The organism is Cutibacterium acnes (assembly GCF_003030305.1).
GTDB classification, from domain to species: Bacteria; Actinomycetota; Actinomycetes; order Propionibacteriales; family Propionibacteriaceae; genus Cutibacterium; species Cutibacterium acnes.
On sequence record NZ_CP023676.1, the window covers coordinates 677,482 to 702,396 of the forward strand.

The 24,915-nt window shown below is 59.8% G+C and carries 25 protein-coding genes; 14 read left to right on the plus strand and 11 right to left on the minus strand.

What is annotated here, in order from left to right; genetic code table 11:
* Positions 1–13: 13 nt before the first annotated feature.
* Positions 14–1,063, minus strand: coding sequence for a zinc-dependent dehydrogenase (locus CPA42_RS03415; RefSeq protein ID WP_002515123.1), 1,050 nt, complete (start codon positions 1,061–1,063; stop codon positions 14–16).
* 119 nt (positions 1,064–1,182) lie between these two features.
* On the opposite strand from CPA42_RS03415, the gene CPA42_RS03420 reads away from it, so the two are divergent.
* Entirely contained in the window at positions 1,183–2,913 is a 1,731-nt protein-coding gene (locus tag CPA42_RS03420) for a dihydroxyacetone kinase family protein (RefSeq protein WP_002515142.1), read from the plus strand.
* Here CPA42_RS03420 and CPA42_RS03425 read toward each other — a convergent pair.
* Positions 2,904–3,407, minus strand: a complete 504-nt coding sequence (locus tag CPA42_RS03425) for a phosphoribosyltransferase (protein ID WP_002515194.1) — start codon at positions 3,405–3,407, stop codon at positions 2,904–2,906. The two genes, CPA42_RS03420 and CPA42_RS03425, sit on opposite strands and share 10 nt — an antisense overlap.
* Positions 3,408–3,496: 89 nt before the next feature.
* Positions 3,497–3,997, minus strand: coding sequence for a GNAT family N-acetyltransferase (locus CPA42_RS03430; protein WP_002515156.1), 501 nt, complete (start codon positions 3,995–3,997; stop codon positions 3,497–3,499).
* A gap of 363 nt (positions 3,998–4,360) precedes the next feature.
* Here CPA42_RS03430 and CPA42_RS03435 point away from each other — a divergent pair, with 363 nt between their 5' ends.
* The 4 genes from CPA42_RS03435 to dapC all read left to right on the plus strand — a co-directional run bounded on the left by CPA42_RS03435 (position 4,361) and on the right by dapC (position 8,899).
* Complete coding sequence (locus CPA42_RS03435; RefSeq protein WP_002515208.1) at positions 4,361–5,908, plus strand: Re/Si-specific NAD(P)(+) transhydrogenase subunit alpha; 1,548 nt, start codon at positions 4,361–4,363, stop codon at positions 5,906–5,908.
* Between the two features lie 3 nt (positions 5,909–5,911).
* Positions 5,912–7,333 (plus strand): NAD(P)(+) transhydrogenase (Re/Si-specific) subunit beta, encoded by a 1,422-nt coding sequence (locus tag CPA42_RS03440; RefSeq protein WP_002515155.1) that lies wholly within the window; start codon positions 5,912–5,914, stop codon positions 7,331–7,333.
* Between the two features lie 145 nt (positions 7,334–7,478).
* A complete protein-coding gene (gene fdxA / locus CPA42_RS03445; protein WP_002515134.1) occupies positions 7,479–7,799 on the plus strand; it encodes a ferredoxin in 321 nt (106 codons plus the stop codon).
* The gene (gene dapC / locus CPA42_RS03450) at positions 7,796–8,899 is read left to right on the plus strand and encodes a succinyldiaminopimelate transaminase (RefSeq protein WP_002515121.1); all 1,104 of its coding nucleotides are present in this window, start codon (positions 7,796–7,798) and stop codon (positions 8,897–8,899) included. Before fdxA ends, dapC begins: the two co-directional genes overlap by 4 nt.
* Here the strand turns inward: dapC and CPA42_RS03455 are convergent, their stop codons facing one another.
* The 3 genes from CPA42_RS03455 to CPA42_RS03465 form a co-directional block, all read right to left on the minus strand.
* The gene (locus tag CPA42_RS03455; RefSeq protein ID WP_002515118.1) at positions 8,900–9,838 is read right to left on the minus strand and encodes a hypothetical protein; all 939 of its coding nucleotides are present in this window, start codon (positions 9,836–9,838) and stop codon (positions 8,900–8,902) included.
* Between the two features lies 1 nt (position 9,839).
* Positions 9,840–10,802: a 2,3,4,5-tetrahydropyridine-2,6-dicarboxylate N-succinyltransferase gene (gene dapD / locus CPA42_RS03460; RefSeq protein WP_002515195.1), complete on the minus strand. Its 963-nt coding sequence runs from the start codon at positions 10,800–10,802 to the stop codon at positions 9,840–9,842.
* 94 nt (positions 10,803–10,896) lie between these two features.
* Positions 10,897–11,193, minus strand: coding sequence for a hypothetical protein (locus tag CPA42_RS03465; RefSeq protein ID WP_002519188.1), 297 nt, complete (start codon positions 11,191–11,193; stop codon positions 10,897–10,899).
* On the opposite strand from CPA42_RS03465, the gene CPA42_RS03470 reads away from it, so the two are divergent.
* From CPA42_RS03470 to CPA42_RS03480, 3 genes are all read left to right on the plus strand, one after another.
* On the plus strand, positions 11,183–12,313 hold the full coding sequence (locus tag CPA42_RS03470; RefSeq protein WP_002515213.1) for a serine/threonine protein kinase: 1,131 nt from the start codon (positions 11,183–11,185) through the stop codon (positions 12,311–12,313). The two genes, CPA42_RS03465 and CPA42_RS03470, sit on opposite strands and share 11 nt — an antisense overlap.
* Positions 12,314–12,436: 123 nt before the next feature.
* The gene (locus CPA42_RS03475) at positions 12,437–13,498 is read left to right on the plus strand and encodes a DMT family transporter (protein ID WP_002518131.1); all 1,062 of its coding nucleotides are present in this window, start codon (positions 12,437–12,439) and stop codon (positions 13,496–13,498) included.
* A 15-nt stretch (positions 13,499–13,513) separates the two neighbouring features.
* Positions 13,514–14,809: an MFS transporter gene (locus CPA42_RS03480; protein WP_002519187.1), complete on the plus strand. Its 1,296-nt coding sequence runs from the start codon at positions 13,514–13,516 to the stop codon at positions 14,807–14,809.
* A 12-nt stretch (positions 14,810–14,821) separates the two neighbouring features.
* Here CPA42_RS03480 and CPA42_RS03485 read toward each other — a convergent pair whose 3' ends face one another.
* Positions 14,822–15,430, minus strand: a complete 609-nt coding sequence (locus tag CPA42_RS03485; RefSeq protein ID WP_002515116.1) for a TetR/AcrR family transcriptional regulator — start codon at positions 15,428–15,430, stop codon at positions 14,822–14,824.
* 123 nt (positions 15,431–15,553) lie between these two features.
* On the opposite strand from CPA42_RS03485, the gene dapE reads away from it, so the two are divergent.
* The 3 genes from dapE to CPA42_RS03500 are packed head-to-tail and all read left to right on the plus strand — an operon-like array spanning position 15,554 to position 17,191.
* A complete protein-coding gene (gene dapE / locus CPA42_RS03490; RefSeq protein WP_002515125.1) occupies positions 15,554–16,633 on the plus strand; it encodes a succinyl-diaminopimelate desuccinylase in 1,080 nt (359 codons plus the stop codon).
* 44 nt (positions 16,634–16,677) lie between these two features.
* Positions 16,678–16,983: a DivIVA domain-containing protein gene (locus tag CPA42_RS03495; RefSeq protein WP_002515185.1), complete on the plus strand. Its 306-nt coding sequence runs from the start codon at positions 16,678–16,680 to the stop codon at positions 16,981–16,983.
* 40 nt (positions 16,984–17,023) lie between these two features.
* The gene (locus CPA42_RS03500) at positions 17,024–17,191 is read left to right on the plus strand and encodes a DUF3117 domain-containing protein (protein WP_002514062.1); all 168 of its coding nucleotides are present in this window, start codon (positions 17,024–17,026) and stop codon (positions 17,189–17,191) included.
* 63 nt (positions 17,192–17,254) lie between these two features.
* On the opposite strand, the gene glgA is transcribed toward CPA42_RS03500, so the two are convergent.
* The gene (gene glgA / locus CPA42_RS03505; protein WP_002515130.1) at positions 17,255–18,439 is read right to left on the minus strand and encodes a glycogen synthase; all 1,185 of its coding nucleotides are present in this window, start codon (positions 18,437–18,439) and stop codon (positions 17,255–17,257) included.
* Between the two features lie 143 nt (positions 18,440–18,582).
* On the opposite strand from glgA, the gene glgC reads away from it, so the two are divergent.
* Positions 18,583–19,809, plus strand: a complete 1,227-nt coding sequence (glgC, locus tag CPA42_RS03510; RefSeq protein ID WP_002515129.1) for a glucose-1-phosphate adenylyltransferase — start codon at positions 18,583–18,585, stop codon at positions 19,807–19,809.
* An 82-nt stretch (positions 19,810–19,891) separates the two neighbouring features.
* Here the strand turns inward: glgC and CPA42_RS03515 are convergent, their stop codons facing one another.
* Positions 19,892–20,545: an O-methyltransferase gene (locus CPA42_RS03515; RefSeq protein WP_002514059.1), complete on the minus strand. Its 654-nt coding sequence runs from the start codon at positions 20,543–20,545 to the stop codon at positions 19,892–19,894.
* Between the two features lie 69 nt (positions 20,546–20,614).
* Here CPA42_RS03515 and dapA point away from each other — a divergent pair, with 69 nt between their 5' ends.
* Positions 20,615–21,496, plus strand: a complete 882-nt coding sequence (gene dapA / locus CPA42_RS03520) for a 4-hydroxy-tetrahydrodipicolinate synthase (protein WP_002514058.1) — start codon at positions 20,615–20,617, stop codon at positions 21,494–21,496.
* A gap of 50 nt (positions 21,497–21,546) precedes the next feature.
* Positions 21,547–21,960: a sec-independent translocase gene (locus CPA42_RS03525; protein ID WP_002515145.1), complete on the plus strand. Its 414-nt coding sequence runs from the start codon at positions 21,547–21,549 to the stop codon at positions 21,958–21,960.
* Positions 21,961–22,112: 152 nt separating this feature from the next.
* Here the strand turns inward: CPA42_RS03525 and CPA42_RS03530 are convergent, their stop codons facing one another.
* The gene (locus CPA42_RS03530) at positions 22,113–23,594 is read right to left on the minus strand and encodes a glycoside hydrolase family 5 protein (protein ID WP_002519184.1); all 1,482 of its coding nucleotides are present in this window, start codon (positions 23,592–23,594) and stop codon (positions 22,113–22,115) included.
* 149 nt (positions 23,595–23,743) lie between these two features.
* Positions 23,744–24,904: an Mrp/NBP35 family ATP-binding protein gene (locus tag CPA42_RS03535; RefSeq protein WP_002518252.1), complete on the minus strand. Its 1,161-nt coding sequence runs from the start codon at positions 24,902–24,904 to the stop codon at positions 23,744–23,746.
* Positions 24,905–24,915 lie beyond the last annotated feature (11 nt).

Consider the following 24,915-nt stretch of genomic DNA (forward strand, 5'->3'; position numbering starts at 1 on the left):
GACGGGGTGCGACTTAACGGCGGGGATCGATAGCGATCTTGACACCGACGTGACCGCGCACGGCGTCAACAGCTTCGGTCCACTGGGACAGGCCAAAAGTGTGAGTGACAATGGGGGTTTCGTCGATATTTCCCCGTCCGAGCATGTCGACCGCCCGGTGAACGTCTGCTCGACTGGCATTCGATCCTCCGGAGATCGTCAGCTCTTGGTAATGCACCGTATTGGGGGTGATGGTCGTCGTTGATCCTTTGGGGAAACCAGCAAACCAGCTCACGCGTCCGCCCGGGGCCGCGAGGTTAAGGGATTCCTCGGTCAATTCGTTACGACCGATAGCGACGATGACAAGCTCGGCCCCGTATCCGCCGGTGTGCTCGGTGACAACCTCGGAAAGGTGTTCCGGACAGGTCGTCACCGCTCCCATGGCTGCGGCGCGGTCGCGTCGATCCGCGTGCTTCTCACACAGGATGACTCGCCCAGCCCCGCATGCCAGGTTGAGCGCGGTATGAAGCAGGCCGATAGCCCCGCCGCCGATGATGACAACAGTCTCCCCAGGGTTCACCCCGCCATGACGGCGATGTCCGTTAAGAACACAGGAGAGAGGTTCCGCCAGGGCCAGCCGCGTAGCTGGTATCTCCGTAGCTACCGGGATGATGTTGCCGCGAGAGACCGCTTGGGCTGGCACACACAACCACGGCGCGAGGCCACCATCAAGGCCGTAACCGACGAGCTCGCAGTGGCTACATAAGTGCTCCCGTCCTGCGAGGCAAGCCCGGCAGGTGCCGCAGGAGACGACGATGGAGATAGTTGCCTGTTGCCCGACAACCAGTCCTTCCACCCCCTCGCCGAGGGAGGCGATCCTTCCGGCGATCTCGTGACCGAGGGTGACCCCGGGGCGCACCCCGGCGGTTTTCTCACCGGAAATGATGCGTAGGTCGGTGCCGCAGATTGTCGTCGCCTCGACGGCCAGCACGACCTCTCCGGGACCAGGCGTGGGTATGGGTTTTTCGGCTACCTGGACGTCTCCGGGGCCATTGAGAACTAGAGCTGGCATGGTGTGCGTCATGTGATCTCCTTCGTCAGTTCTAGTGTCGCATTTCTGTTACGTCGGGCAGGCTGCGCAGGCGCCAATTACCATGTGACATGGGGAAAACACCATCGACGATGATGACAGGAGACCCAGATATGACCCGACTTGTGAATAATCCCGATAATTTCCCATCTCAGGCGGTCGCGGGGCTTGTCAGCGCTTTCCCGAACCATCTGAGGCCGGTATTCGGGGGAGTTGTTCGCGCCGCCCGTACCGATCGCAAGGTTGCCCTCGTCGTCGGTGGGGGATCGGGACATTACCCGGCCTTTGCAGGTTGGGTCGGTCCTGGCTTCGCTGATGGTGCTGTGTGCGGGAACATCTTCTCCTCTCCCTCGGCCTCCCAGGCTTATGCAGTGTGCAAAGCCGCTGATCGTGGCGCCGGGCTCCTCATTGGATTCGGCAACTACGCCGGGGACGTCCTGCACTTTGGGCAAGCAGCAGAGCGGCTTCGTAGCGAGGGGATCGACGCGCGTTGCCTGCTCGTTACTGACGACATTGCTTCGGCGCCGGACCATCTCAAGCGTCGGGGAATTGCTGGCGACCTGCCGGTCTTCAAGGTCACAGCGGCGGCCTGTGAGGAGGGCCGGGACATTGACGAGGTCGTCGCGATATTTGACCGGGTTAACGATCGCACTCGGTCCCTCGGAGTGGCCTTTGCAGGCTGCACTTTGCCGGGAGCCGACGAGCCTCTATTCCGAGTCGAGGCAGGCCAGATGGGCGTGGGCATGGGGATCCACGGTGAGCCCGGCATTCACGATGAGACCTTGGGCACCGCAGACGAGGTGGCTGCCATGCTCGTTAACAGATTGCTGGCTGACCGGCCCGAGAATCCTGGGACTCGAGTGGTGCCGATCGTTAACGGGCTGGGCAGTACTAAATACGAGGAGCTCTTCGTACTGTGGAATGACATCAGCCGTCATCTTGAGAAAGCTGGCCTGGCAATTGTCGATCCGCAGGTGGGAGAATTTGTCACCAGCCTCGACATGGCCGGAGTCTCCCTGACTCTGGTGTGGCTCGACGACGTCATCGAGCCGTTGTGGTTGGCAGCATGCGACACTCCCGCGTACCGACGCGGAACTGTCGGTCAGGTGGATTTTGATACCACGCCGCTGCCCCAGGAGGTTGAGCGGGTCATGGTTGCTAACCCGGGATCTCGAGCTTCCCGGAGTCTTGCGGGCGTTATCGTCGAAGCTCTGGAAGTGGTGGCGACGAGGTTGTCGGAACGCAGTAGCGAGTTGGGCCGTCTCGATTCTGTGGCTGGCGACGGTGACCACGGTATTGGCATGGCACGTGGGTCCCGGGCTGCCCTTGCCGAGGCACGACGGGTGAGCGGGGACGGTGCCGGTGCGGCAACGACTCTCAATGCGGCCGGCTCAGCATGGTCTGAGCATGCTGGAGGGACCTCAGATGCGTTATGGGGAGCAGTGCTGACCGCCATCGGAGCGGTACTTGGTGACGAGGACCCGGCAGGCGAGGACACCATCCCTCGGGCGGCTCGAGCAGCCCTCGACGCTGTTATCCGGCTGGGAGGGGCTAGCGTCGGCGATAAAACGATGGTTGATGCCATGGACCCCTTCGTCACGACCCTCGAGTCCTCGTCTGATCCGCTGCCGCAGGCTTGGGAATCAGCCTGTCATGCTGCCGACATGGCAGCTCAGGCGACCTCCGAGGTGACAGCCACGGTCGGTCGGGCGCGCCCGCTGGGGGACAAGTCGCTGGGAACGCCTGATCCGGGAGCAGTGTCCTTCCACGAGGTGGTCGTCGCAGTCGGATCCGTGCTGTCGAAGTCAGCGTTGAGCAACGGGAGGTTTCGCGCTCAACGTTGACCGACCGGAGGTTTCGCGCTCCAGGGAAACACGATCCACTTGTCCGTGGCTTTCCACACGAAGTCCGGGTTGATGACGGTCGTGGGCTTGGCATAGAGCACCGCCGAGCGGACGTCGGCTTCGAAGCCGCGCAGCAACTCGAGTACCAGGGCCAGGGTGCGACCGGAATCAACAACGTCGTCGACGATCAGAATTCGCTTGTTCCTGATGGATTCGGTGTCAAGCATCGGGGCCAACAGAACGGGATCGGGGAGGGTTTCCTGGACGTCGGTGTAGAACTCGACATTGATGGCGTCGGTGAGTTTGACCCCGAGGGAATACGTGAGGGCTCCGCCAGGGATCATGCCGCCGCGTGCCACGGCGATGAGGATCTCGGGATCGAACCCCGAATGATGAATCCGGGCAGCTAATTCTTCGGCGGCGTCACCGAAGGTCTCCCAGGTGAGGATCTCTTTGCCTTCGAGGTCACTGGCGTCAGCATGGTACGCGGTCATAGAGCAACCTTAGCGATGCCGCAGCCGACATCGCCATGCGGTGTGGGACCGGTGGCGGGCCTGGTCGGTGGCGACGTGACCGACAACGATCAATCAAGAGTTAATTGCATGAGCACTGCAGTACGCCAGTTGCCTAGTTTGTACGCGATGTGCGGCAGTCGCCCGACTTCGACGAAGCCCATCGCCGAGTGGAAACTGATGCTGCGCTCATTGTCCGAATCGATCACCGACAGGAGGTTGCGCAGGCGATCATCTGCACGGGCGCGGCGGATGAGCTCGGTCATGAGTTTGCGTCCCACCCCTTGTCCTCGCGCCTGGGGATCGAGCCAGATCGTCACCTCCGCTGTGACGTCGTACCCGCCACCCTCGCGGAAACGGTGGTAATTGGCGTATCCCGCCATTGTTCCGTCGACCTCTGCTACCAGGAGTGGTCTGCTATCGGCTATCAGTTCGCGCCACCAGGACAGACGGTCCTCGACGTTGGTGTTGACCACTGTGTAAGAGTAGGTGGTTGCTACGGCGCTCTGGTTGTAGATGCGGCTTGCGGCAGGAAGATCGCGCTCCTCCATGGTGCGGATGTTGACGTCCATGGACGGTAACGATAGTGACCAAGTAGGGGACTACGGCGGGTATCTGCCTAGTGGAACACTCGCCTCGGGCGGTCACCGCTGTGGCCTGCTCACTGTAGGGGCGATGTCTGATACCACTGGTTATGGATAACCCGGATTCCCAGAACCGTCTCAGGACCAGTGGGGTCAGCCCCTTGCCCAGCCGCAGCCTTGGACCCGGCTTCTGACCTCAAGGGGCCTCATCCGAGCAGCTGATTTCCTTCGAAGATGCGGTGGGTTACTGCAAGTGGGGTGCGCCATTTTTCACTCCACATAGCCCCCAATCTGGGGAAACGTGCAACCCCGGTGTCGTGGGTAAGGACGTTTGGCCGTAAAGTCACCATCATGATCATCGGAATCCCACGGGAGTTACTCCCAGGTGAGAATCGGGTCGCCGCGACTCCGACGACTGTTCCCGCCCTACTCAAACTCGGCTACGAGGTGGTCGTCGAGGCCGGAGCTGGCGAGCATGCTGCTCAGCCTGACCGCGCGTATGAAGAGGCCGGAGCAAGGATTGTCGAACCGGGGGAGGCGTGGAAGGCTGACCTCGTACTGGCCGTCAACGAACCCACCGACGACCAGATCTCCCTCATGCGCGCAGGAGCCGTCCTCGTCACCTTTCTCCATCCCCGCCAGGACCTCGCCCTTACCGAGAAGCTGGCCGCAGCTGGCGTCACCGGTCTCAGCATGGATATGGTCCCGCGCATTTCGCGCGCCCAGTCGATGGACGCACTGTCTTCGATGGCCAATATCTCCGGTTACCGCGCCGTCGTCGAGGCGGCATTCGCCTACGGACGCACCTTCGGTGGCCAGGTCACTGCGGCAGGCAAGGTTCCGCCGGCCAAAGTCTTCGTCATCGGTACTGGCGTCGCCGGTTTGGCTGCACTGGGCGCCGCCAATTCGATGGGTGCCGAGGTTTACGCCACCGATGTCCGCCCCGAGACCGCTGAGCAGGTGCAGTCGATGGGCGCCACCTTCCTACACGTGCGAACCGGAGATTCTGACCAAGGCGTCAGTTCTGACGGCTACGCCAAAGAGACGAGCGACGACTACAACGCCCGCGCCGCCGAGTTGTACATGGAACAGGCTGGCAAGGACGATGTCATCATCACCACGGCTGCTATCCCTGGCAAGCCGTCCCCCAAACTCATCACTGCCGAGATGGTCTACGCGATGAAGCCTGGCAGCGTCATCGTTGACCTTGCTGCCCTAGGGGGTGGCAACTGCGAGTTGACTCGCCCCGGTGAGTCCTATGTCACCGATAACGGTGTGACGATTATTGGTTACACTGATCTGCCGTCTCGCCTGCCTGGTCAGGCCAGCCAGCTTTACGGCACCAACCTCGTCAATTTGCTTAAACTGGCCACCCCGGAAAAGAACGGCGAGCTCGTCCTTAACTTTGACGACGAGGTCATCCGCACTATGACGGTGTGCCACGAAGGTCAGGTGGCTTTCCCTCCACCTCCGGTACAGGTCGCTGCCGCGCCCAAGCCTGTCGCCAAAGCCGAGATTGCCAGTGCTCCGGCCACCCCGGAGAAAAAGCCGCGCCCGTGGCCGCAGACCTTCGGCATCGTCGCAGTGCTGTCGATCGCGCTGATTGCCCTGTTGACCTTCTCCCCGATGGAATTCGTAGCCTTGTTTGGCACCTTCGCCATCGCGGTCGTCGTTGGCTACTACGTGGTGTGGAACGTCACCCACGCACTCCACACCCCGCTTATGAGTGTCACGAACGCTATCAGCGGCATCATCATCGTTGGTGCGATCACCCAACTCGGCAGTGAATCGTGGGGTATCCGGATTGTCGCCGCGTTGACTGTGCTTATTGCCAGTATCAACATCTTTGGCGGCTTCACGGTCACCCAGCGCATGCTCAAGATGTTCAGGAAGGCCTGATCCATGACGTCAACACTTCTTATTGCCCCGTTGGCCGGGTCGTTGGTGAATTTCGTCAACGCATCCTTCATCGTCGCAGGCCTACTGTTCATCTTTGCCCTGGCCGGTCTGTCTAAATTTGAGACTTCTAAGAAGGGTAATGCCTATGGCATTCTCGGCATGGTCATCGCGATTGTCGCGACGATCGTCGCTCTGGTGAAGTTGCCGGGATACTCGCCGGTATCCATCGTTTTGCTCTTCATCCCGATGCTTATTGGCGGCGCTTTCGGCGTGTGGAAGGCCGTTAAGGTCGAGATGACCGGAATGCCTGAGCTCATCGCTCAGCTGCACTCCTTCGTCGGTCTGGCCGCTGTACTTATCGGGTTCAACGCGTTCGCTGAGGAGGGAACCGGTGCCAGCACCTTCCAGCTTTCCGAGATCTGGATTGGCATCTTCATTGGCGCTCTTACCTTCACGGGATCGCTGGTGGCCTGGGGCAAGCTCTCGGGCAAAGTCGCTTCAAAGCCACTGACCCTGCCAGGTCGTAATTGGATCAACCTTGGTCTGCTGGTCGTTATCATCGCCTGCGGTATCTGGTTCTCCAATGTTTCTGGTGGTATTGCGTGGCTGCCGCTGGCGCTACTGACTCTGGCCTCGCTGTTCCTCGGCTTCCACCTCGTCGCCGCTATCGGTGGCGCGGATATGCCAGTCGTCATTTCGATGCTGAACAGCTACTCCGGTTGGGCAGCTGCCTTCTCCGGATTTAGTTTGCACATCCCGGTGCTTATCGTCACCGGTGCCCTCGTCGGCTTCTCCGGCGCCATCCTGTCCTACATCATGTGCAAGGCTATGAACCGCTCTTTCGTGTCGGTCATCCTCGGTGGTTTTGGCGATGCCCCGGCGGTTGAGGGTGAGGGTCCTGCGGGGGAGATCACTGAGATCAAGGCTGACGAGTTGGCTTCCCAGCTGTCTGAAGCGTCCTCGGTCATTATTGCTCCCGGATACGGCATGGCCGTGGCTCAGGCCCAGTACCCAGTCGCCGAATTGGCTAAGAAGCTGCGCGACAATGGTGTGGACGTTAAGTTCGCGATCCATCCGGTAGCCGGCCGTCTGCCCGGTCACATGAATGTGTTGCTCGCCGAAGCCCACGTCCCCTACGACATCGTCATGGAGATGGACGAGATCAATGACGACTTCGCCGACGCTGACGTTGTCCTGGTCATTGGCGCCAACGACACCGTTAACCCTGCCGCTATGGATCCTGGTACCCCGATTTCGGGTATGCCAGTGCTCCACGTCTGGGAAGGCCATGAGGTGGTTGTTTTCAAGCGCTCCATGAAGCCCGGATATGCCGGTGTGGAGAACCCGTTGTTCTTCGCCGATAACACCCGGATGCTCTTCGGTGATGCGAAGGCAAGCGTTGACGCTCTGGTAGCTGCTCTTTGACGGCGCCGCAACCTGTTTTCGATGCCCGCGACTGACTGACGGTCGTGGGCATCGTTGCATGCTGGGGGTGAGTGTCGCGAGGCGGCACTATGATAACCGTGAATGTCTATCAGGCCCCTTGTTAGGGCCGGAACAAGGAGAAGACGTGACCTACGTCATCGGTCTGCCCTGCGTGGACGTCAAGGATCGTGCTTGCGTCGAAGAGTGCCCTGTCGACTGCATTTACGAGGGTGAGCGTAGCCTTTATATTCACCCTGAGGAGTGCGTTGATTGCGGTGCCTGTGAGCCCGTGTGCCCCGTCGAGGCTATCTACTACGAGGATGACCTGCCCGGCGACCAGGAGAAGTTCCTTGACATCAACGCCGAGTTCTTTAACGAGCTGGGATCCCCGGGCGGTGCTGCGCGGCTTGGCCCGACCCACAAGGACCACCCGGCCGTCGAAACCCTGCCCCCACAGGGCGAATGAGTCGCCGTAACGTCTCTGCCAGCCTGCCTACCTTTCCTTGGGATACCATCGCCGAGGCCAGGCGTAAGGCTCAGTCCCATCCCGACGGCATCGTCGATTTGTCGATGGGTACGCCGGTCGATCCCGCCCCGGGCGTTGCCATCGCGGCGCTTACGGCGGCTGGTGACGCTCACGGTTACCCGCAGGTGTGGGGGACTCCTGCCCTGCGAGCCGGAATCCTGGATCACATGAAACAGGTCTGGGGTGCGCCCGCCAGCCTTGAGGAGACTAGCGTTCTGCCAGTTATCGGGACCAAAGAGTTGGTGGCCTCCCTGCCTGGCCAGCTTGGACTGGGGCCGGATTCGACCATCGTCATACCAGCGTGCGCCTATCCGACCTACCGGGTTGGTGCTCAGCTTGCTGGGGCCAAGATTGTTGCCGTTAATGAGCCTGACGAGGTCGATGTCGCACCTGACCTTATCTGGATTAATTCCCCGGCCAACCCGTCAGGTCGCGTCCTCGACCTTGACGAGATGAAAGCATGGGTGGATCTGGCGCGCAGCACGGGGGCTGTGCTGGCCTCCGACGAGTGCTATGGCGAGTTTGTCTGGGAAGGGGAGTCGGTTTCGGTCCTAGACGAGAGAGTCAACAGCGGTGACGTCACCGGCTTACTGGCCTGCCTGTCGATGTCCAAGCGATCGAATATGGCCGGCTACCGCGCGGGGTTTGCCGTTGGGGATGCTGAGTTGACCAGTGAGCTACTCACCGTGCGTAAGCACTCGGGACTCATGATTCCAGCCCCGGTGGTAGCTGCTATGCAGGCTGCCCTGGCAGATCGCTCCCATGTGCTTGAGCAAGTGAAGCGGTACCGGCTACGTCGCAATGTCCTGAAGCCAGCTTTGGAGAAGGCCGGCTTCCGTATCGACCTTTCCGAAGGGTCGCTGTACCTGTGGGCGACTCACGACGAGGACTGCCGGGTTACTCTGGATCGACTAGCCGATCTGGGAATTCTCTGTTCTCCCGGTGATTTTTACGTTGCCGGTGGTTCCGACCATGTCCGTATCGGACTGACGGCTACCGACGAGAGGATTAATGCCGCCGCCCAGCGGATACAGCCTTGACTAGCTCCGAGCGGTGACGGTGCCGGAGACCCAGCCCGTCCCGCTGGCAGCTGGGCTCGCTGAGGGACCGGCGGCCGCGCCCCATGAGGCGTAATGCTCGGAGTCTGCTCTCCAGCTCGTCGTTGCGACCGTCGCGCGGTCGATTGGCCCCAGGCTCGTGCTTGCCATCGTCAACGCCACTGCCGCGCGCACAAGTACCGGGTCAGTAGCGGTAAATGTCACCGTTGGGCCAGTTACTTGGGTGGCGACCTTCGGTGCAAGTGCCCTACGTGCCGTGCGGGCGAGTTCCTGAACGGTTGTCGTCTTGGAGGATCTATTGATGCAGGTCAATGCTGAGGGAGAATGACCCGTGAGTGCTGAAGCCCATGCCTTCGCTAGCGGCTCATGTTTGCGGTAGGCCTCGGGATATCCGGATCGCTGTACTTGCTGGGCGGCGTCATTGATACTGACGGTCTTCCAGTTGCTGAACTTCACCAGTTCCCCGTAGAACTTTCCCGACGAATACCACGGATCCATGATCTGCTTGGCGGTTCCCCACCCCTGGGAGGGACGCTGTTGGAATAACCCGAGGGAGTCGCGATCCCCGTAGTCAATATTGCGTAGCTTTGATTCCTGCATAGCCGTTGTCAGAGCGATGGCGGCCGCACGGGTCGGAAGGCCACGGCGGATTGACTCGGCAGTGATGATGGCGGCGTTCTGGGATTGCTCTAAATCGAGGTCGTAGGACTGGCCTAAGACCACCACTCGGCAACCCTCAGGCTCCGTCGTGGCGAAGGGGTCGACGGCCTTCCATACTTTGTAGCCTCCCCAGCCCAGCCCGGCCAGGATCGTCAGTACCACCATGAGGGCGGCAATCGACCTCACAGGGTTGGCAGACCGACGTTTACGTCGTTGTCGCGTAGCCGCAGGGCGGGTCCGGCGGGGAGAGGGCTTCGTCATGTCAGTTCTGATGCAAATCCGAGTTGAGTTCGATCTTGTGGTTACCGCGGCCGCGCGCCTTGACGATCCCCGTCGTTGAATCACGAATGTAGAGGATGTCGCTGGCGCCGGAGAGCTCAGAGGCCTTGACAACCTTGCCGTTAGGCAGAGTTACTTTGGTGCCTGCAGTGACGTAGAGGCCAGCCTCGACGACGCAGTTGTCACCCAGGGAAATGCCGATTCCGGCCTCAGCACCAAGCAGGCAGCCGCGACCAATTGTCACCCGCTCTTTGCCGCCACCTGAGAGGGTCCCCATGATGGAGGCTCCGCCGCCGATATCGGTGCCGTCGCCCACAATGACACCCTGGCTGATGCGTCCTTCGACCATCGAGTGGCCTAGCGTACCGGCGTTGAAGTTGACGAACCCTTCGTGCATGACGGTGGTTCCCACGGCTAGGTGAGCCCCCAGGCGGACTCGGTCGGCGTCACCAATGCGCACACCAGTGGGGACGACAAAGTCAACCATGCGCGGGAATTTGTCGATCAGAAGAACGGTGAAGGGGGCATGGGCAATGCGTGCCTCCATGCGGGCCTTTTCGAGATCGGCCATGCGGATCGGGCCGATCGTCGTCCAGGCATTGTTTGGGAGTACGCCGAAGATGCCATCGAGGTTGATGGTGCGGGGAATAGCTAAGCGGGACGACAGAAGGTGCAGGCGCAAATATGCGTCGGAAACGTCGACCGGCGCGGCGTCGAGATCGATGACAGTGTGCACCACCTCAGTGTGCACATTGCGGATAGCGTCACGACCAGCTTCGGTTACTCGGTGCAGATCAGCAGGGGCGGAAGAGTCGTCGGGGCAGCCCAGCTGAGGCTCAGGGTACCAGGTATCCAGCACGCCCCCGTCCTCATGGACGGTGGCCAAGCCCCATCCCCAGGCTCGGCGGTCGGCCGAGGCGGTCTGCGAAGTCGTCGTCTGCGTCATGCACTGAGTCTAACCAGCAGCGCCGACAAGACGGTGAGGAGAAACGGAACTAAGAAAGCTGTGTGAAGGTCTTGTACACATGTATTACTTTGCGCTATTGTTGAAAACGTCGTGATGGTTCCTCAACGGTGAGGCAGGGGAGATCGATGAACACGCAGCAGTCCGCAGTTTCTGATTGTGGCTGGTCGGTGCGTGCCCGATTTACTGAAGTGTCCCCGGCGGCGACGAGCGCAGACGCCGGCGACCCTGCTGTTTCATCGGTGAGTGGCCCATGTGGTCTCGATGAGTTTTGCGGGATGCACAAGTGACTCGACAAGGATAGCGGTGCGTGCGCCTTCGAGATGGTGGCACCGGCCAATGGGAAAACAAGGAAAGGATCAATGATGACCAAGATTGTTAATTCATGGAACGACTGGGATCCGCTGAAACGAGTTATCGTCGGACGTGCGGATAACTCCGTCATTCCGCCAGAGGAGCCGGCGACTTCCGAGAAGGTTCCGGTGGATTCTGCCATGCGAGGGATGTGGGGGCCGCGTCCGCTCGAGACGGTTGAGAAGGCGAATGCACAGCTCGACAATCTTGTCGATGTTCTCGAGAAGCACGGAGTCCAGGTCGATCGTCCGACTCCGCTCCAGTGGAATCAGGCCATTGGCACCCCCGATTTCCGTAACGACTCGATGATGACGTGCATGCCTCCTCGGGACATCCTGCTTACTATTGGCAGCGAAATCATGGCCTCAGCTAATTCGTTCCGCTGTCGGTATTTCGAATACTTGGCCTACTGGCCTCTCATGAACTCCTATTTTGAGGATGATCCGGAATTCAAGTGGACACAGGCTCCACGCCCGCGTCTCACCGATAAGAGCTACAAGCACAACTACTATGACGAGCGGGTTTCGCTCGAAGAGCGTCTTGAGCGCACTGCGGCCAAGGATTTCGTCACGACGGAGGTCGAGCCCATGTGGGATGCGGCCGATGTCATGCGGATGGGTAAGGATCTCTTCATCCAGCACGGTCTGACGACGAACCGGAAGTCAATGGAGTGGTTTAAGCGTTACTACCCCGATTTCCGCGTTCACGCGGTGAATTTCCCTGGGGATCCGTACCCGATCCATATCGACGCGACCTTTGTGCCGCTTCGTCCGGGGCTCATCATCAACAACCCGAATCGTCCACTGCCGCAGGAGCAGAGGAAGATCTTCGAGGCCAATGACTGGCAGATCGTTGATGCTGCTCAGCCGGCGCACGACACGCCTCCAGAATTGTGCTACTCGTCTGTGTGGCTATCAATGAACTGCTTGGTACTTGATCCGAAGACGGTCATCTGCGAGGCTTCGGAAGTTCATCAGATGGAGCAGATGGACAAGCTGGGTATGAACGTCATCCCGGTCGCCTTCCGTGACGCGTACCCATTCGGTGGAGGTCTCCACTGCGCCACGGCTGATGTATATCGCGAAGGTACCTGTGAGGACTATTTCCCGAATCAGGTCGACGACCCGACCTTGGTGTGAGAAAACCCCGTGGTCATGTCATGACTGACGGATCTCGGTGGCTCGGTACGGAACTTGCGTTGTCCGTTACCGGGCCGCCGGGCCTGATATGGCAGTATCACGCCTAGCAAAAAGGAGCATGTCATGGACATGGAGCCGGGCATCATCAACGTCAAACAGGAAGTTCCAGGCGTCGGTACGATGAACCAGAAAGTGGGATTCGTGTCCATGCTTCTTTCTGCAACGGGTATGGGGCTGGTGGGTACTTTCGGGCGTCTCAGCACTCCTGTGGATCCCACGACGGGCAGTAAGTACATCATCGGTGATTTTTTGGCCACTGGTAGGATGATGGTCGGGGTCCTGGGATTTCTGCTTATCATCGTCATACTTGGAAAATGGTCTGAGCTTCGCCGTATCCGGATCTCACCGGCCATCGTCGGAGGCGGACTAGCGATAGGCACATCGTTGGCCTTGTATGTTTCAGCCACCCTCATGACGACGATCGCTAACGCGGTATTCCTCATTTATACCGGTCCGCTCTTCGCGACGATTCTCGCAAGGATCTTTCTGAAGGAGAGAGTGGGTCTTCGGAACGGTATTTTCTTCATGCTGGTGTTCACGGGCATGCTTCTTACGGTCGGTTTGGTGCAGCTGGGCGGTGGCTCTGTGGTATCTTTCGGGCTGCAATTCGGCGCTGTAGAAGGTCTTCCTCGAAAACCGCTTGGAGATTTGTTTGGATTGGGTTCGGGTGTTTTTTATGGCCTGGCACTATTTTTCTATCGCTACAGAGGTGACGTTCCCTCAGAAATACGAGGATTCTGGAATTTCGTTTTCGGTACAGTAGGTGCATCGGTGGTGTTGGCACTGAGGATTGTGTTCTTAGACCAAACTAATCCAGTTGCTGTTATGACCGGAAGAAATTGGTTGTGGGCGATTGTCTTATTCGCGGTATGTGGCCTGGGGGCTATTGGTTTGTTGGTCGTGGCGGGAAAGAACTTGAAAGCCGTGGAGCTCTCCACGACCGCGTACTGGGAGTGTGTCATCGCACTCCTGCTAGGGTGGCTTGTGTGGGGCGAGTCGCTTACCTTAACCAGCTCGATTGGTGGGGCCCTGATCGTGCTAGGAGGAGCGGGTCCTGTTGTCTTTGAGCTGTTCGGTCGTGATCACCTGCCGAAGGACGAGCGAAGTGTCCCTGACTGCGGTTGAAATGGGGCTGTGTTGATGTCGGAGGACCGCTCGAGGGTCGTCAGGAAGGTCATTGTTGCCTCGTTTCTCGGGAACTTCGTGGAGTGGTTCGACTATGCCACGTATTCATATTTGGCAGTGATAATCTCCAGAGTGTTCTTCCCCCAAGGAACAAGTAGGGACGCTCTTGTTCAGACATTCGCCATATTCGCCCTGTCCTTCCTACTCCGCCCGATTGGAGCGGTGCTCTGGGGGTGCTGGGGGGACAAATACGGTCGCAGATGGTCCCTTTCAGTCTCCATCCTCATGATGGCCGTCGCATCCTTCCTTATCGGTTGTTTGCCTTCTTTTGCCGTGGCAGGGGCGTTCGCGCCCATCGGCCTGCTCGTGTGTCGGATGGTTCAAGGTTTCTCTGCATCCGGGGAGTATGCAGGGGCGGCCACGTTCTTGGCCGAATATGCACCCGCCTGCCGCCGCGGATGCTACGTGTCCATCGTCCCAGCTTCGACGGCGGCGGGTCTGCTCATGGGATCCCTGAGCGCTGCGATGATCGCAGGCTGTTTGCCGCAGGGGGCGGTGGGAACGTGGGGATGGCGGTTGCCTTTTCTGGCGGCCGGACCACTGGGTCTGTTGGCTCGCCACGTGTGGCTCGAGCTCGAGGATTCCCCGGTGTACCAGGAGCTCAGCGAGAGCGAAACGGGAGCCGCCGTGGGGCTTGGGCCATTGAAGACACTTTTGCGTGAGCACCAGCGATCTTTATTGGTGAGCATCGGAGTCGCATCGCTTAATGCGGTGGGGTTCTATCTCGTCCTCACTTACCTGCCGACATATCTGTCGAATGAACTAGGTTTCAGTTCTCGAGCGTCCTTCCTTTCGGTGAATATCAGCCTCTTGTTCTACCTGCTGGCAATCTTCGTGATGGGTTGGCTCTCTGATCATGTAGGGCGAAAGCGCATGCTGGTTGTGGCCAGTGTGGGCTTCGTCCTTTTTTCGGTTCCTCTGTTCATCGTCATGGGAACTGGACAGCTGTGGAAGGCATGCCTTGCAGAGGGAGTGTTGTGCCTTTTCCTCACTGCCAATGATGGCACGATGGCGAGTTACTTGGCCGAGTCGTTCCCGACGGAATTTCGATACACCGGTTTCGCGGTGAGTCAGAATCTGGCGAATGCCGTGTTTGGAGGTACGGCGTCTGCCGTTTGTACTTGGGTTATCGGGGTGACTGGTTCACGTTTGGCACCCGCGTGGTACCTGACAGCAGTCTCGCTCCTGTCCCTGTGCGCCATGGTCGCTTCGCATGAGCACACGGGGCGTGACCTCAGTGAGGTCGTCTAGGGGGACTCCGTCTCAGTCCGTTGTGGGCGGGGCTTGTGACATCGGGGCTTTGTGTGTCGGCAGGCTGATCAGCTGGCGAAGAAGGACTTCGACGGTTGCATGGGGATCGCGTCCCTCAGACAGCGCTGTGACGATTCCGCCGTCAATGACGGCGATCACGAGCTCTGCTGGGTAGGGGAGGTTAGCGACGGCGAGAATGCGTGATATGGCATTGTTCAGCCGGCCGCGTCCGGCGTGGTAGGCGTTGGAGATGGTTTCGTTGTCTCCTGCTGAGATGAGCTCGAGGTAATGTCCGAGAAGAGGAGCTGGGCGTGTGATCATTGCTCGAATCAGGTATTCGATCACGTCATCCACCCCGGTTTTGAGGCGATGGTTTTCAGCCTCGTCCGCAATCGTTTCAGCGATGTGAGCCCACGCTCGAATATTGAGTTTGGCGGCTTCAGCCAGGAGTTCTTCGTGGTCATCAAAGTAATACACGGTAGAGGAGGGTGAGAGATCTGCCATGCGTGCTGCAGCTCTCATGGTGACGGCGCTAGGGCCACCACTGTTCAACAATGATGCTGCTGATCGGATGAGTTTTTGACGTCGGTGATGGCCTTTTGCCGTCATTCGTTGAACCAATTTTGTCACCTCGCTATGCCGCAATGCGTAATGTGTCAAGTGCGTTCACCATAGCAATCTCAGGGTCGTCTTTCGCACGTTTTCCTCGGACTGGTCCGTGGCAACACTGGTAGGGTGTCCGGCATGGACTTGAAGCCGGCGGGCGACCTGCACGAGCTCTTTCGTCGACTCGTCGACATCGAGTCGGTGTCCATGCACGAGGCGCCTATTGCCGATGCTGTGGAGGAGACGTTGGCACCACATCGGCATCTTGAGGTGACGAGACTCGGTAACTCTGTCGTTGCCCGTACTCACCTTGGGCGTTCGGAACGGGTCGTCATTGCTGGTCACCTCGACACCGTTCCGGTCGTCGAGAACTTGCCGTCCTATATTGAGCAGCGGTCGGACGGGGATTACCTCGTGGGTAGGGGCACGTGCGACATGAAGGGCGGTATCGCCGTCGCGCTCGCCTTGGCTGTGAGCCTTGAGAATCCGGTGAGGGATGTCACTTGGGCGTTCTATGAGTGTGAGGAGATCGCGGCCGAGCACAACGGCCTGGAGAAGATTGCCTCTTGGCGCCCTGACCTCATCGACGGTGACTTCGCCATCCTCATGGAACCCACCGATGGCCGGGTGGAGGGTGGTTGTCAGGGAACCATGCGTTTCACCCTTGAGGTGCCGGGGCGGGCGGCCCATTCAGCTCGTTCGTGGGTCGGGCACAATGCGATCCATGATCTGTCCGCCGTTTTGGAGCGTCTCAACCGCTGGCAAGAACGGGACCCGTTTGTTGAGGTTGACGGGCTGACCTTCCGTGAGGGCCTCAATGCGACGATGCTCGACGCCGGTGTGGCCGGTAACGTTATTCCCCCCACCGCTACTATTCAGATTAATTATCGGTTCGCCCCCGACAAGACGACCGAACAGGCTCGGCAGTACATGGAGGATCTCTTCCATGAGTGGCCGATGAACGTTCTTGACCTGTCGGCTCCCGCCAGACCAGGGCTCGATCGTCCGTTGGCGAAGTCTTTCGTTGCTGCGGTGGGCGGGGAACCGGGTCCTAAGTACGGGTGGACCGACGTTGCCCGTTTCGGGCAACTCGGAATACCGGCTGTTAACTTCGGGCCGGGGAATGCGCTGTGCGCTCATCAGGTGGATGAGTGTTGTCGTCTTGGCTCACTGGATGAGTGCTACCGGGCGCTGCACACGTGGTTAGCGTCGCGATGACCTAACCGAGGTTGTCGTCCAATTCTTTCGTTGAGAGGTCTGACATGGCATGGTTACTTGTTGTTGTCGTCATCATCGTCATCGGGCTCGCCGTCATGGCGGGGTCTGGGAAGTTTGGACAGGTCCCGCCAATCGTAGATGACCGTCCGGCCCCGGATCTTCCCGAGGGCGATTTGAGTGCTGAGAGCCTGCGCTCAGTTCGCTTCGCAGTGGTGCCACGGGGCTACTCAATGAGTCAGGTGGATCAGCTCCTCGACCGTCTGGCTTCCCAGATGGAGACCGGCCAAGGACCCGATCTCACGAATACGGGTAGGCCCATCCCTGACGCCACGGGCCCGGATACGGAATAATGGAAGATGCACCACTGCCCAGTGATTGAGGAAGAGTGACATGGCAGCTATGAAGCCCCGTACCGGTGACGGTCCCATGGAGGTCACGAAGGAGGGCCGTGGCATCATCATGCGCGTTCCAGTCGAAGGTGGCGGTCGGCTGGTTGTTGAACTCAACGCAGACGAAGCCCAGGAACTGCTCGCGTGTTTCAAGGACGTCGTCGGCTGACGCAGATGACTAACGATCGTGCCCGGCTCGAAGAAGCCGGGCACGATCGTACAAAGCGAACCGTCAGCCGTGACGCTTGATTGCCGTCTGGTAGACCTCGACGGTTTGCGCAGCGATTCGAGGCCAGGAGAATTCGTCAATGCAACGCTGACGACCAGCGGTTCCGAAAGCTTTGGCGCGTTCCATGTTTCGAGTGAGGTCGTTGATAGCGGCTGCGAAGGCGGACTCGAAGGTCGCGACATCTTCTGGGGTTGACAAGTCGGTTGGGACCCCGTCGACGAGATGCCCGGTCGATCCGTCGACGACAACCTCCGGTATACCGCCAACTCGAGATGCCACTACCGGCGTAGCGCAGGCCATAGCCTCCAGGTTGACAATGCCCAGTGGCTCATAGACCGAAGGGCAGGCAAAGACTGTAGCGGCAGAGAACACCTGGCGTACCGACGAGCGGGGGAGCATCTCCGGCACCCAGATAACCGGCGCTCGGCGGCTGGAACGAACCTCCTCGAAGGCGGCTTTGAACTCCTCTCCAATCTGTGGGGTATCCGGGGCGCCGGCCAGCAAAACGAGCTGGGTCTCAGGATCAAGCTCAGTAGCGGCATGCACCAAGTGGACCAATCCTTTCTGTCGTGTAATGCGCCCGACGAAGACCACCGAAGGTCGGTCAGGGTCCATCCCGATGTCACGGCACACATCGGTCTCGGTGACGGGATGGAACTCGTCCGTGTTGACCCCATTGCGCACCACATGCACCTTGTCAGGATCTAATTCGGGATAGGCCCGCAGTACGTCGGCCCTCATGCCTTCAGAGACCGCGATTACGGCGTCTGCGGCGTCGTAGGCGGTCTTTTCTGCCCAGGATGACAGTCTGTAACCGCCACCGAGCTGCTCTGCCTTCCAGGGACGGTCGGGCTCCAATGAGTGAGCGCTGATGACGTGCGGGACGTCGTGGAAAACACCGGCGAGCAAACCAGCGAGATTGGTATACCACGTGTGGGAATGGACGAGGTCGACCTCGTCAGGGATGGCATCGACCATGGACAGGTCTGCGCCGAAGGCCCGCAGCGCGCCGTTGGCACCTTCCGGATAGTTCTCAGCGTGGGCGGTGGCTCCTTCACGCGGCTGTCCCATGCACTGCACATCGACGTCGATGAGGGTGCGAAGCTGGGGGACGAGTTGCGCGACGTGGACGCCGGCGCCGCCATAGATGGTAGGAGGATATTCGCGGGTCAGGACGGACACGTACATGGCTTGATCGTCCCACAAAGACGGCCTCGGTGGGGTAGTAGCGTTGCGGTGCGGTCAACAGACTGAAAACTCTCGTCGACATTGTGCAGCCGACCTTGTGATGATTGCCTGCATGGGTGTTCGGTGACGGTAGATTGAGGACCATGGCAAAGACGCGTCCCAAGGTTCTATCCATCGTCCTCGCTGGCGGCGAAGGCAAACGCCTTATGCCTCTCACGATGGACCGGGCCAAACCAGCCGTTCCCTTTGGTGGTACCTACCGTCTTATCGACTTTGTGCTGTCCAATCTGGCGAATTCAGGGCTCACTCAGATCGCTGTGCTGACCCAGTACAAGTCTCACTCACTTGACCGTCACATCTCCATCACCTGGCGGATGTCGACCATGCTGGGCTCCTATGTGACCCCGGTCCCGGCCCAGCAGCGTCTTGGGCCGCGGTGGTACCAGGGAAGTGCTGACGCCATCTACCAGTCCCTCAACCTCATCAATGACCAGAGTCCCGACTACGTTGTGGTCTTTGGCGCCGACAACATTTATCGGATGGATGTCGACGCCATGTTGCAGTATCACATCGACTCCGGGCTGGGATGCACCGTCGCCGGTATCCGAGTGCCTCGCAAAGACGCTTCTGCCTTCGGAATTATTGATGCTGACCAGAACCATAAGATCACCGAGTTCCTCGAAAAACCGGCTGATCCGCCTGGTCTGCCGGACGCTTCGGACGAGTCTTTCGCCTCGATGGGTAACTACATCTTCAGCCGCGAGGCCCTGGTCCAGGCCCTCCACGACGACGCCCACAGCGCCGACTCGCGGCACGACATGGGTGGCGATGTTATTCCGAGATTCGTCAACGCCGCTGACGCGCAGGTGTACGACTTTCGTGACAACGAGGTTCCTGGCAACACTGAGAAGGATGCCGACTACTGGCGGGACGTGGGCACCATTGATGCTTACCACGACGCGCACATGGATCTGGTCTCGGTCGAGCCGGAGTTCAACCTGTACAACCCGGACTGGCCCATCTGGACCATGCAGGAACAGGCCCCCGGTGCCAAGTTCGTGATGCGCGGGTCCTGCGACGACACCCTGGTCTCTGCCGGGTGCATCATTTCCGGCACCGACATCTATCGCACGGTGTTAGGCCCGCGGGCTCGCATCGAACGGTGGGCTCGAGTCGATGAGTCAATCGTCATGAACAATGTGGCGATTGGTTCCAATGCGACGGTCCACCGTGCGATCCTCGACAAGAATGTCATTGTTCCTGACGGTGCCCAAGTGGGTGTCGACCACGACCACGACCGTGCTCGTGGATTCACCGTCTCCCCAGGCGGTGTGACGGTGGTCGGTAAAGGAATCACGGTTCCCTATTGATTGAGCGATCTTCAGGACGCACGAATCGGCTCCCCATTTTTCGGGGAGCCGATTCGTTTTGTCTTGCGTCAGACGCGCAAGCTCAACTTTTCGTGGCCAACAGCAAACCTTCACCAACGGGTAGCAGCACCGGGGTGAATTCTTCGGTCTCTAGCACCGAGTCGAGGGTTTCGCGGATGATGAGGGTGTCATCGTCCTCATTATCCGGATCAGCGATGTGGTTGTTGGCCAGCGCGTCGTTAACGACAACAACGCCTCCGGGGCGGAGTAAGCGTAGGGCCTGGGAGACGTATTCCACGTATTCAAGTCGGTCGCCATTGATGAGCACTATGTCGTAGGCGCCATCACGCAGTTTAGGTAGCACATCCAGCGGAGTCCCGGTGATGAGGCGCACCTGATTAGAGCGGATACGGGCCAGGCTCAGAACCTTACGGGCAGCAGCCTGACGCTCAGCGTCGGGGTCGATGCTGGTCAAGACACCATGATCGGTCATGCCCTCCAAGAGGGCCAGCCCTGAGACTCCGGCGTCAGTGCCGATGGTGACGACGCTCCCGGCCTGCATGGTGCGCGCCAAGAAGGTCAGCAAGGCGGTGGTGCCGTTGCCGAGCACTTCCCACTGATCAGCGCGGGCTGCTTCGCGGGCCTCCTGTAGAGCCGGGGAGGGTGCGACGAAGCCGTCGGCGTACTCCCACGACCGGGCGTCGGGGACTTGATGTCTGGGCTGTGCTGGACTCACACTAACAGCCTATCCCGCTGAGGCCATCTCGTGGCTACCATGGGCACCAGCTATACAAGGAGGTTTTGCATGTCCGCTCCCGTTTTTGGCCGTCTGCTTACGGCCATGGTGACTCCGATGACGTTCGACGGGGCGGTGGACCTGCGTCGGACTGGCGAGTTGGCGCACAAGCTCGTTGAGGAACAAAACAATGACGGCATTGTCGTCAACGGCACGACGGGGGAATCGCCGACCACGACTGATTCTGAGAAGGCTGAGATCGTTAAGGCTGTCGTCGAGGCTGTCGGATCGGATGCTGCGGTTGTAGCCGGAGTCGGAACCAATGACACCGCTCACACCATCGAACTGGCTCACCAGGCTGCCGAGGCTGGAGCTGACGGTCTACTTGTCGTCACCCCCTACTACTCCAAGCCCTCACAGGCTGGGATCATTGAGCACTTCACCGCTGTTGCCGATGCCACCGACCTGCCGATCATGCTTTATGACATTCCGGGACGTACCGGTACTCCGATTGAGACGAAGACCCTCATTGAACTGGCCGACCATGCACGGATTGTGGCCGTCAAGGACGCCAAGGGGCTTGTGGTTGAGTCAGCGACGGTGATGGCCAGCACCACTCTGGCCTACTACTCCGGTGACGATGCCATCACTCCGGCATTGCTGTCAGTGGGTGGAGTTGGCCTCGTCGGCACGTCAACCCATTTCACCGGTCGACGCATGCACGAGGTCATCGACGCATATGTTGACGGCCGAATTGACGAGGCATTGTCGACCTACCGGGAGATCCTGCCAGTGCTTACCGGTGTCTTTGCAGCTCAGGGGGCCACCATGGTTAAGGCGGGACTGGCTCACCAGGGGTTTACCGTCGGTAGGGTGCGTCCCCCTCAGACGATGCCGACTCCTGAGCAGGCTGAGACTTTCTTCGGTGTGTTGGATCGCACTCAGCTGTGACAACCTCGCCATGACATTGGGAGCTCGAAGCCAGGGGTAAGGTAAAGGCCATGTCCACAGCAGGTCCAGCGGAAATCGCGGTACTCATCGTCATTGCTGTGCTCATGTTTGGGCCGGACAAGCTGCCCGAGATGGCCCGCAAAGCGGCGCGCATTTACCATTACCTCAAGGACATCGCGAACAACACGCGCGATCAGCTTCGCAGCGAGCTGGGTCCGCAGTTCGCCGATCTGGACTACCAGGACCTCAAGCCGCAGAATTTTGTGCGCAAGTACGTCCTGGATAGCTTGCAGGACGACATTGACGAAATTAAGGCTGATTTGTCCGACGTCCGCTCCGACCTCGACTTGGGCTTGGCTGACATTCGTAACTCCGAGGGCCTTCCGGAAACTCCCGTTTCGGCACCCTCCTCAGTCGTTCATGACGAGGCCGTTCCCGTCCCCTTTGACCTCGAGGCCACCTAATGTGATTCCTTACATGATGACCTATCTGTGATGTGGTGGGCCACCTGGTATTGGGTGGCCCACCACATCACGTTCGAGCCCCTTGTGCCACGAGTGCTGCATGCCATCTTGTCAAGGGGCGTCTGGCATAGGTTGTTCGTGCCACAAGTGGCTTAGGCCTGACCGGCAGGGGTGATGGTGACGCTTACCGGGCCTTCTCCGGTGGAGCTGACCTGCAGGCGTGTGTCTCCGGCTTTGGAAATGACCTTGGCGCCCTTCACCTCGACCTTGTAACCATTGGGGTAGTGGATAGCCGGGACGGCGATCTCGGAGACGGATCCTGCCGCGAAGTCACCGTCACCGGCGACACGTTTAGCCGTCCACGTGGCCTGGTACGTCCGGGTGGACTGGTCCCAGGTCGTCGAGGTCGGGGTGCCCGCAGCGGCGCGCAGGTGCGGTACCGCCAGAATGGCGAGCTTGGTGTGGTCCACTTGTTCGTCGGTGACAGGTCCCGGACGGTTGATATGACGGACGAGCTCCTCGTCTGCAGCATTCTGGGTTGTCGGGTCGGAGTTTCCGTTGTACGTCCAGTACAGCCAGCCGACCAGATGGGCGCGAGCCTTGGATGTGACCCCCATGAGAGTGCCGGGGTCTTTGGTGGCCCCGAATTCACTGAGCAAGGAGGCTGAGTTGTTGAACTGGGCTGCCTGGTCGGCGTTGTGGAAGGTGCGAGTGTCGGGGAGATTGCACCCGACGTAGGAGCCGAAGATTGCGTTCATGGGGCAGTAGACGTGCCAAGAAATGGCAGCCTTCGGTGAGGATGGGCGGGCTGGGCGGCTGTCCAGCCCCATGTTCCACGTTGAGTAGGGCTCGTAGGTGACGATGCCGTCGGGGTCGACCGAGGTGATGGCTCTGCCGACTTTCTCGTACAAGGTGTCCAAGGACACCATCGCTCGGCCGCACCAGCCGAAGGCAACGTAGCAGATGGGGTAGTGATGTCCCGGCCAAGGCTCGTTGATAATGTCGTATCCCATGACGCCGGGTTCCTGCCCGACGACCTGTGCGACGTGCTTCCACATGGCCGCGTAACGATCCTGCAAGCCCACTCCGCCCGGGCCCTTGGCATTGTCCAGGAAACTGTCGTAAGCCTTGATGAGTCCGAGGTTGAAGACCTGGTTGGCGGGGAAGCCAACCTTGAGCAGATTCGGTGCTCCCTTGTCGAGAACGGCCCAGTCGGGGGCTCCCTCACCCTCGAACTTCTCGTTATACATGTCCTGGTGAGCGTCCAAGAGGGTCATTATGCCGTGAGCGCGAAGTGTTCTTACTGTGCGGGTGATGCTGGCCAGGTAGGCGTCGTCGTACTCTCCGGGCTTGGGCTCGACCCCCTTCCATATGACTCCCAGGCGCACCGAATCGAAGCCGTTCTTCTGTAACCAGGCAGCGTCGGCGTCATCGAATCCATCGGCTTCGGGACTGTATGGGTGACGTTTAGAGACCATGTTGACACCGGCGGTGAGGATAGCGCGACCCTGACCGTCGGTGTACCAACGGCCGGACTGCCCGATGGGGCCGGCGTCGGTGATGGTCTTTGACGTTGCGATGTGGGGAGCGGCGTCGCTGGTATGGGGCGAGGCCTGTGCAGGCATCTGTGCCATGCAGGCGGCAGTAAGGGCAGCAATGAAGGTGGTCGCCCACCGGGTGACGCCTCGGCGTCGTGCATCCGGGGAATGCCATGAATGGTGATACATGGCCTTAAAGATACAGCACACGAGGATCGCCCCAGCGGGCCCGTGAGTACGTTCAATCAGTGACTGACGGGTTGAACCCCCAGATTTATGCCGACCAGACCACGCGGGCGCGCGTCAATGGTCTTGGCGAGTTCGGTGATGGCCTCGGCTGCGGGCGAGTCCGGGTGGGTGATGACGATCGGGTCGCCGTCGTCACCGCCGCTGCGCAGTTCGACGTCGAGTGGGATCTGGCCGAGCAACGGGATCGTGGTGCCCAGACGTTCTGACAGTGCGTCGGCAGCCTTTTGACCGCCACCGGTGCCGAACAGTTCGACGCGGAAGGTCTCGCGGGACTTTGGCGCGGTCACTTCCAGCCATGACATGTTCTCCACGACGCCTAACACCCGTTGCTGCATGATTCCAGCCATCGTGCCGGCACGCTCAGCCACCTCGGATGCGGCCTGCTGCGGGGTGGTGACGACAAGTACCTCAGCGTTGGGCAGCTTCTGTCCCAGACTCATGGCGATGTCGCCGGTGCCAGGCGGAAGATCGATGAGGAGGTAGTCAAGATCGCCCCAGTGAACGTCGGCCAGCAGCTGAGTGAGTGCCCGGTCGAGGATCGGTCCGCGCCAAGCGATGACGTCGGACTTGTTGGGCTTCATCATGCCGATGCTGATCGACTTAATGCCAAGTCCAGGAACCGGAAGCAGCATGTCATCAAGAGGAGTGGGGTGGGCATCCCCTAGGCCGAGCATGTCAGGCACCGAGTGGCCGTAGATGTCGGCGTCCAGTAGACCAACCTCGCGGCCGAGCTGAGCCAGGGCCAGGGCCAGGTTGACGGTGACAGAGGATTTGCCGACGCCACCTTTACCCGAGGAAACCGCGATGACTTTGGTGGTGTTCCCCGGTTGGGCAAAGGGAATGACGCGTTCGGGGACGTCGCCGCGCAGCTGAACTTTGAGAGCATCGCGCTGTTCGTCGGTCATGGTGCCGAGTTCGACGGAAACACTGGTCACCCCGTCAACGCTGCGCACAGCCTCGGTGGCCTGCTCACGTAGCTCGGTCTTGAGGGGACACCCGGCGACGGTCAGCAGGATGCGGACGAAAGCGCGTCCCTGCTCGTCGACGGTAATCTCATCAATCATGTTGAGATCGGTAATGGGGCGTTTGATCTCGGGGTCATTGACGTGCGACAACGCATCGGCAATGGCCTTAACCACTGGGTTCTCGGTGCTCATGCTGACTTGTC

Coding starts and splice junctions, on each gene's coding strand:
- CPA42_RS03415 (WP_002515123.1), bottom strand. CDS start 1,063: ATGACGCACACCATGCCAGCTCTAGTTCTCAATGGCCCCGGAGACGTC.
- CPA42_RS03420 (WP_002515142.1), top strand. CDS start 1,183: ATGACCCGACTTGTGAATAATCCCGATAATTTCCCATCTCAGGCGGTC.
- CPA42_RS03425 (WP_002515194.1), bottom strand. CDS start 3,407: ATGACCGCGTACCATGCTGACGCCAGTGACCTCGAAGGCAAAGAGATC.
- CPA42_RS03430 (WP_002515156.1), bottom strand. CDS start 3,997: ATGGACGTCAACATCCGCACCATGGAGGAGCGCGATCTTCCTGCCGCA.
- CPA42_RS03435 (WP_002515208.1), top strand. CDS start 4,361: ATGATCATCGGAATCCCACGGGAGTTACTCCCAGGTGAGAATCGGGTC.
- CPA42_RS03440 (WP_002515155.1), top strand. CDS start 5,912: ATGACGTCAACACTTCTTATTGCCCCGTTGGCCGGGTCGTTGGTGAAT.
- dapC (WP_002515121.1), top strand. CDS start 7,796: ATGAGTCGCCGTAACGTCTCTGCCAGCCTGCCTACCTTTCCTTGGGAT.
- CPA42_RS03455 (WP_002515118.1), bottom strand. CDS start 9,838: ATGACGAAGCCCTCTCCCCGCCGGACCCGCCCTGCGGCTACGCGACAA.
- dapD (WP_002515195.1), bottom strand. CDS start 10,802: ATGACGCAGACGACGACTTCGCAGACCGCCTCGGCCGACCGCCGAGCC.
- CPA42_RS03470 (WP_002515213.1), top strand. CDS start 11,183: ATGATGACCAAGATTGTTAATTCATGGAACGACTGGGATCCGCTGAAA.
- CPA42_RS03475 (WP_002518131.1), top strand. CDS start 12,437: ATGGACATGGAGCCGGGCATCATCAACGTCAAACAGGAAGTTCCAGGC.
- CPA42_RS03480 (WP_002519187.1), top strand. CDS start 13,514: ATGTCGGAGGACCGCTCGAGGGTCGTCAGGAAGGTCATTGTTGCCTCG.
- dapE (WP_002515125.1), top strand. CDS start 15,554: ATGGACTTGAAGCCGGCGGGCGACCTGCACGAGCTCTTTCGTCGACTC.
- CPA42_RS03495 (WP_002515185.1), top strand. CDS start 16,678: ATGGCATGGTTACTTGTTGTTGTCGTCATCATCGTCATCGGGCTCGCC.
- CPA42_RS03500 (WP_002514062.1), top strand. CDS start 17,024: ATGGCAGCTATGAAGCCCCGTACCGGTGACGGTCCCATGGAGGTCACG.
- glgA (WP_002515130.1), bottom strand. CDS start 18,439: ATGTACGTGTCCGTCCTGACCCGCGAATATCCTCCTACCATCTATGGC.
- glgC (WP_002515129.1), top strand. CDS start 18,583: ATGGCAAAGACGCGTCCCAAGGTTCTATCCATCGTCCTCGCTGGCGGC.
- dapA (WP_002514058.1), top strand. CDS start 20,615: ATGTCCGCTCCCGTTTTTGGCCGTCTGCTTACGGCCATGGTGACTCCG.
- CPA42_RS03525 (WP_002515145.1), top strand. CDS start 21,547: ATGTCCACAGCAGGTCCAGCGGAAATCGCGGTACTCATCGTCATTGCT.
- CPA42_RS03530 (WP_002519184.1), bottom strand. CDS start 23,594: ATGGCACAGATGCCTGCACAGGCCTCGCCCCATACCAGCGACGCCGCT.
- CPA42_RS03535 (WP_002518252.1), bottom strand. CDS start 24,904: ATGAGCACCGAGAACCCAGTGGTTAAGGCCATTGCCGATGCGTTGTCG.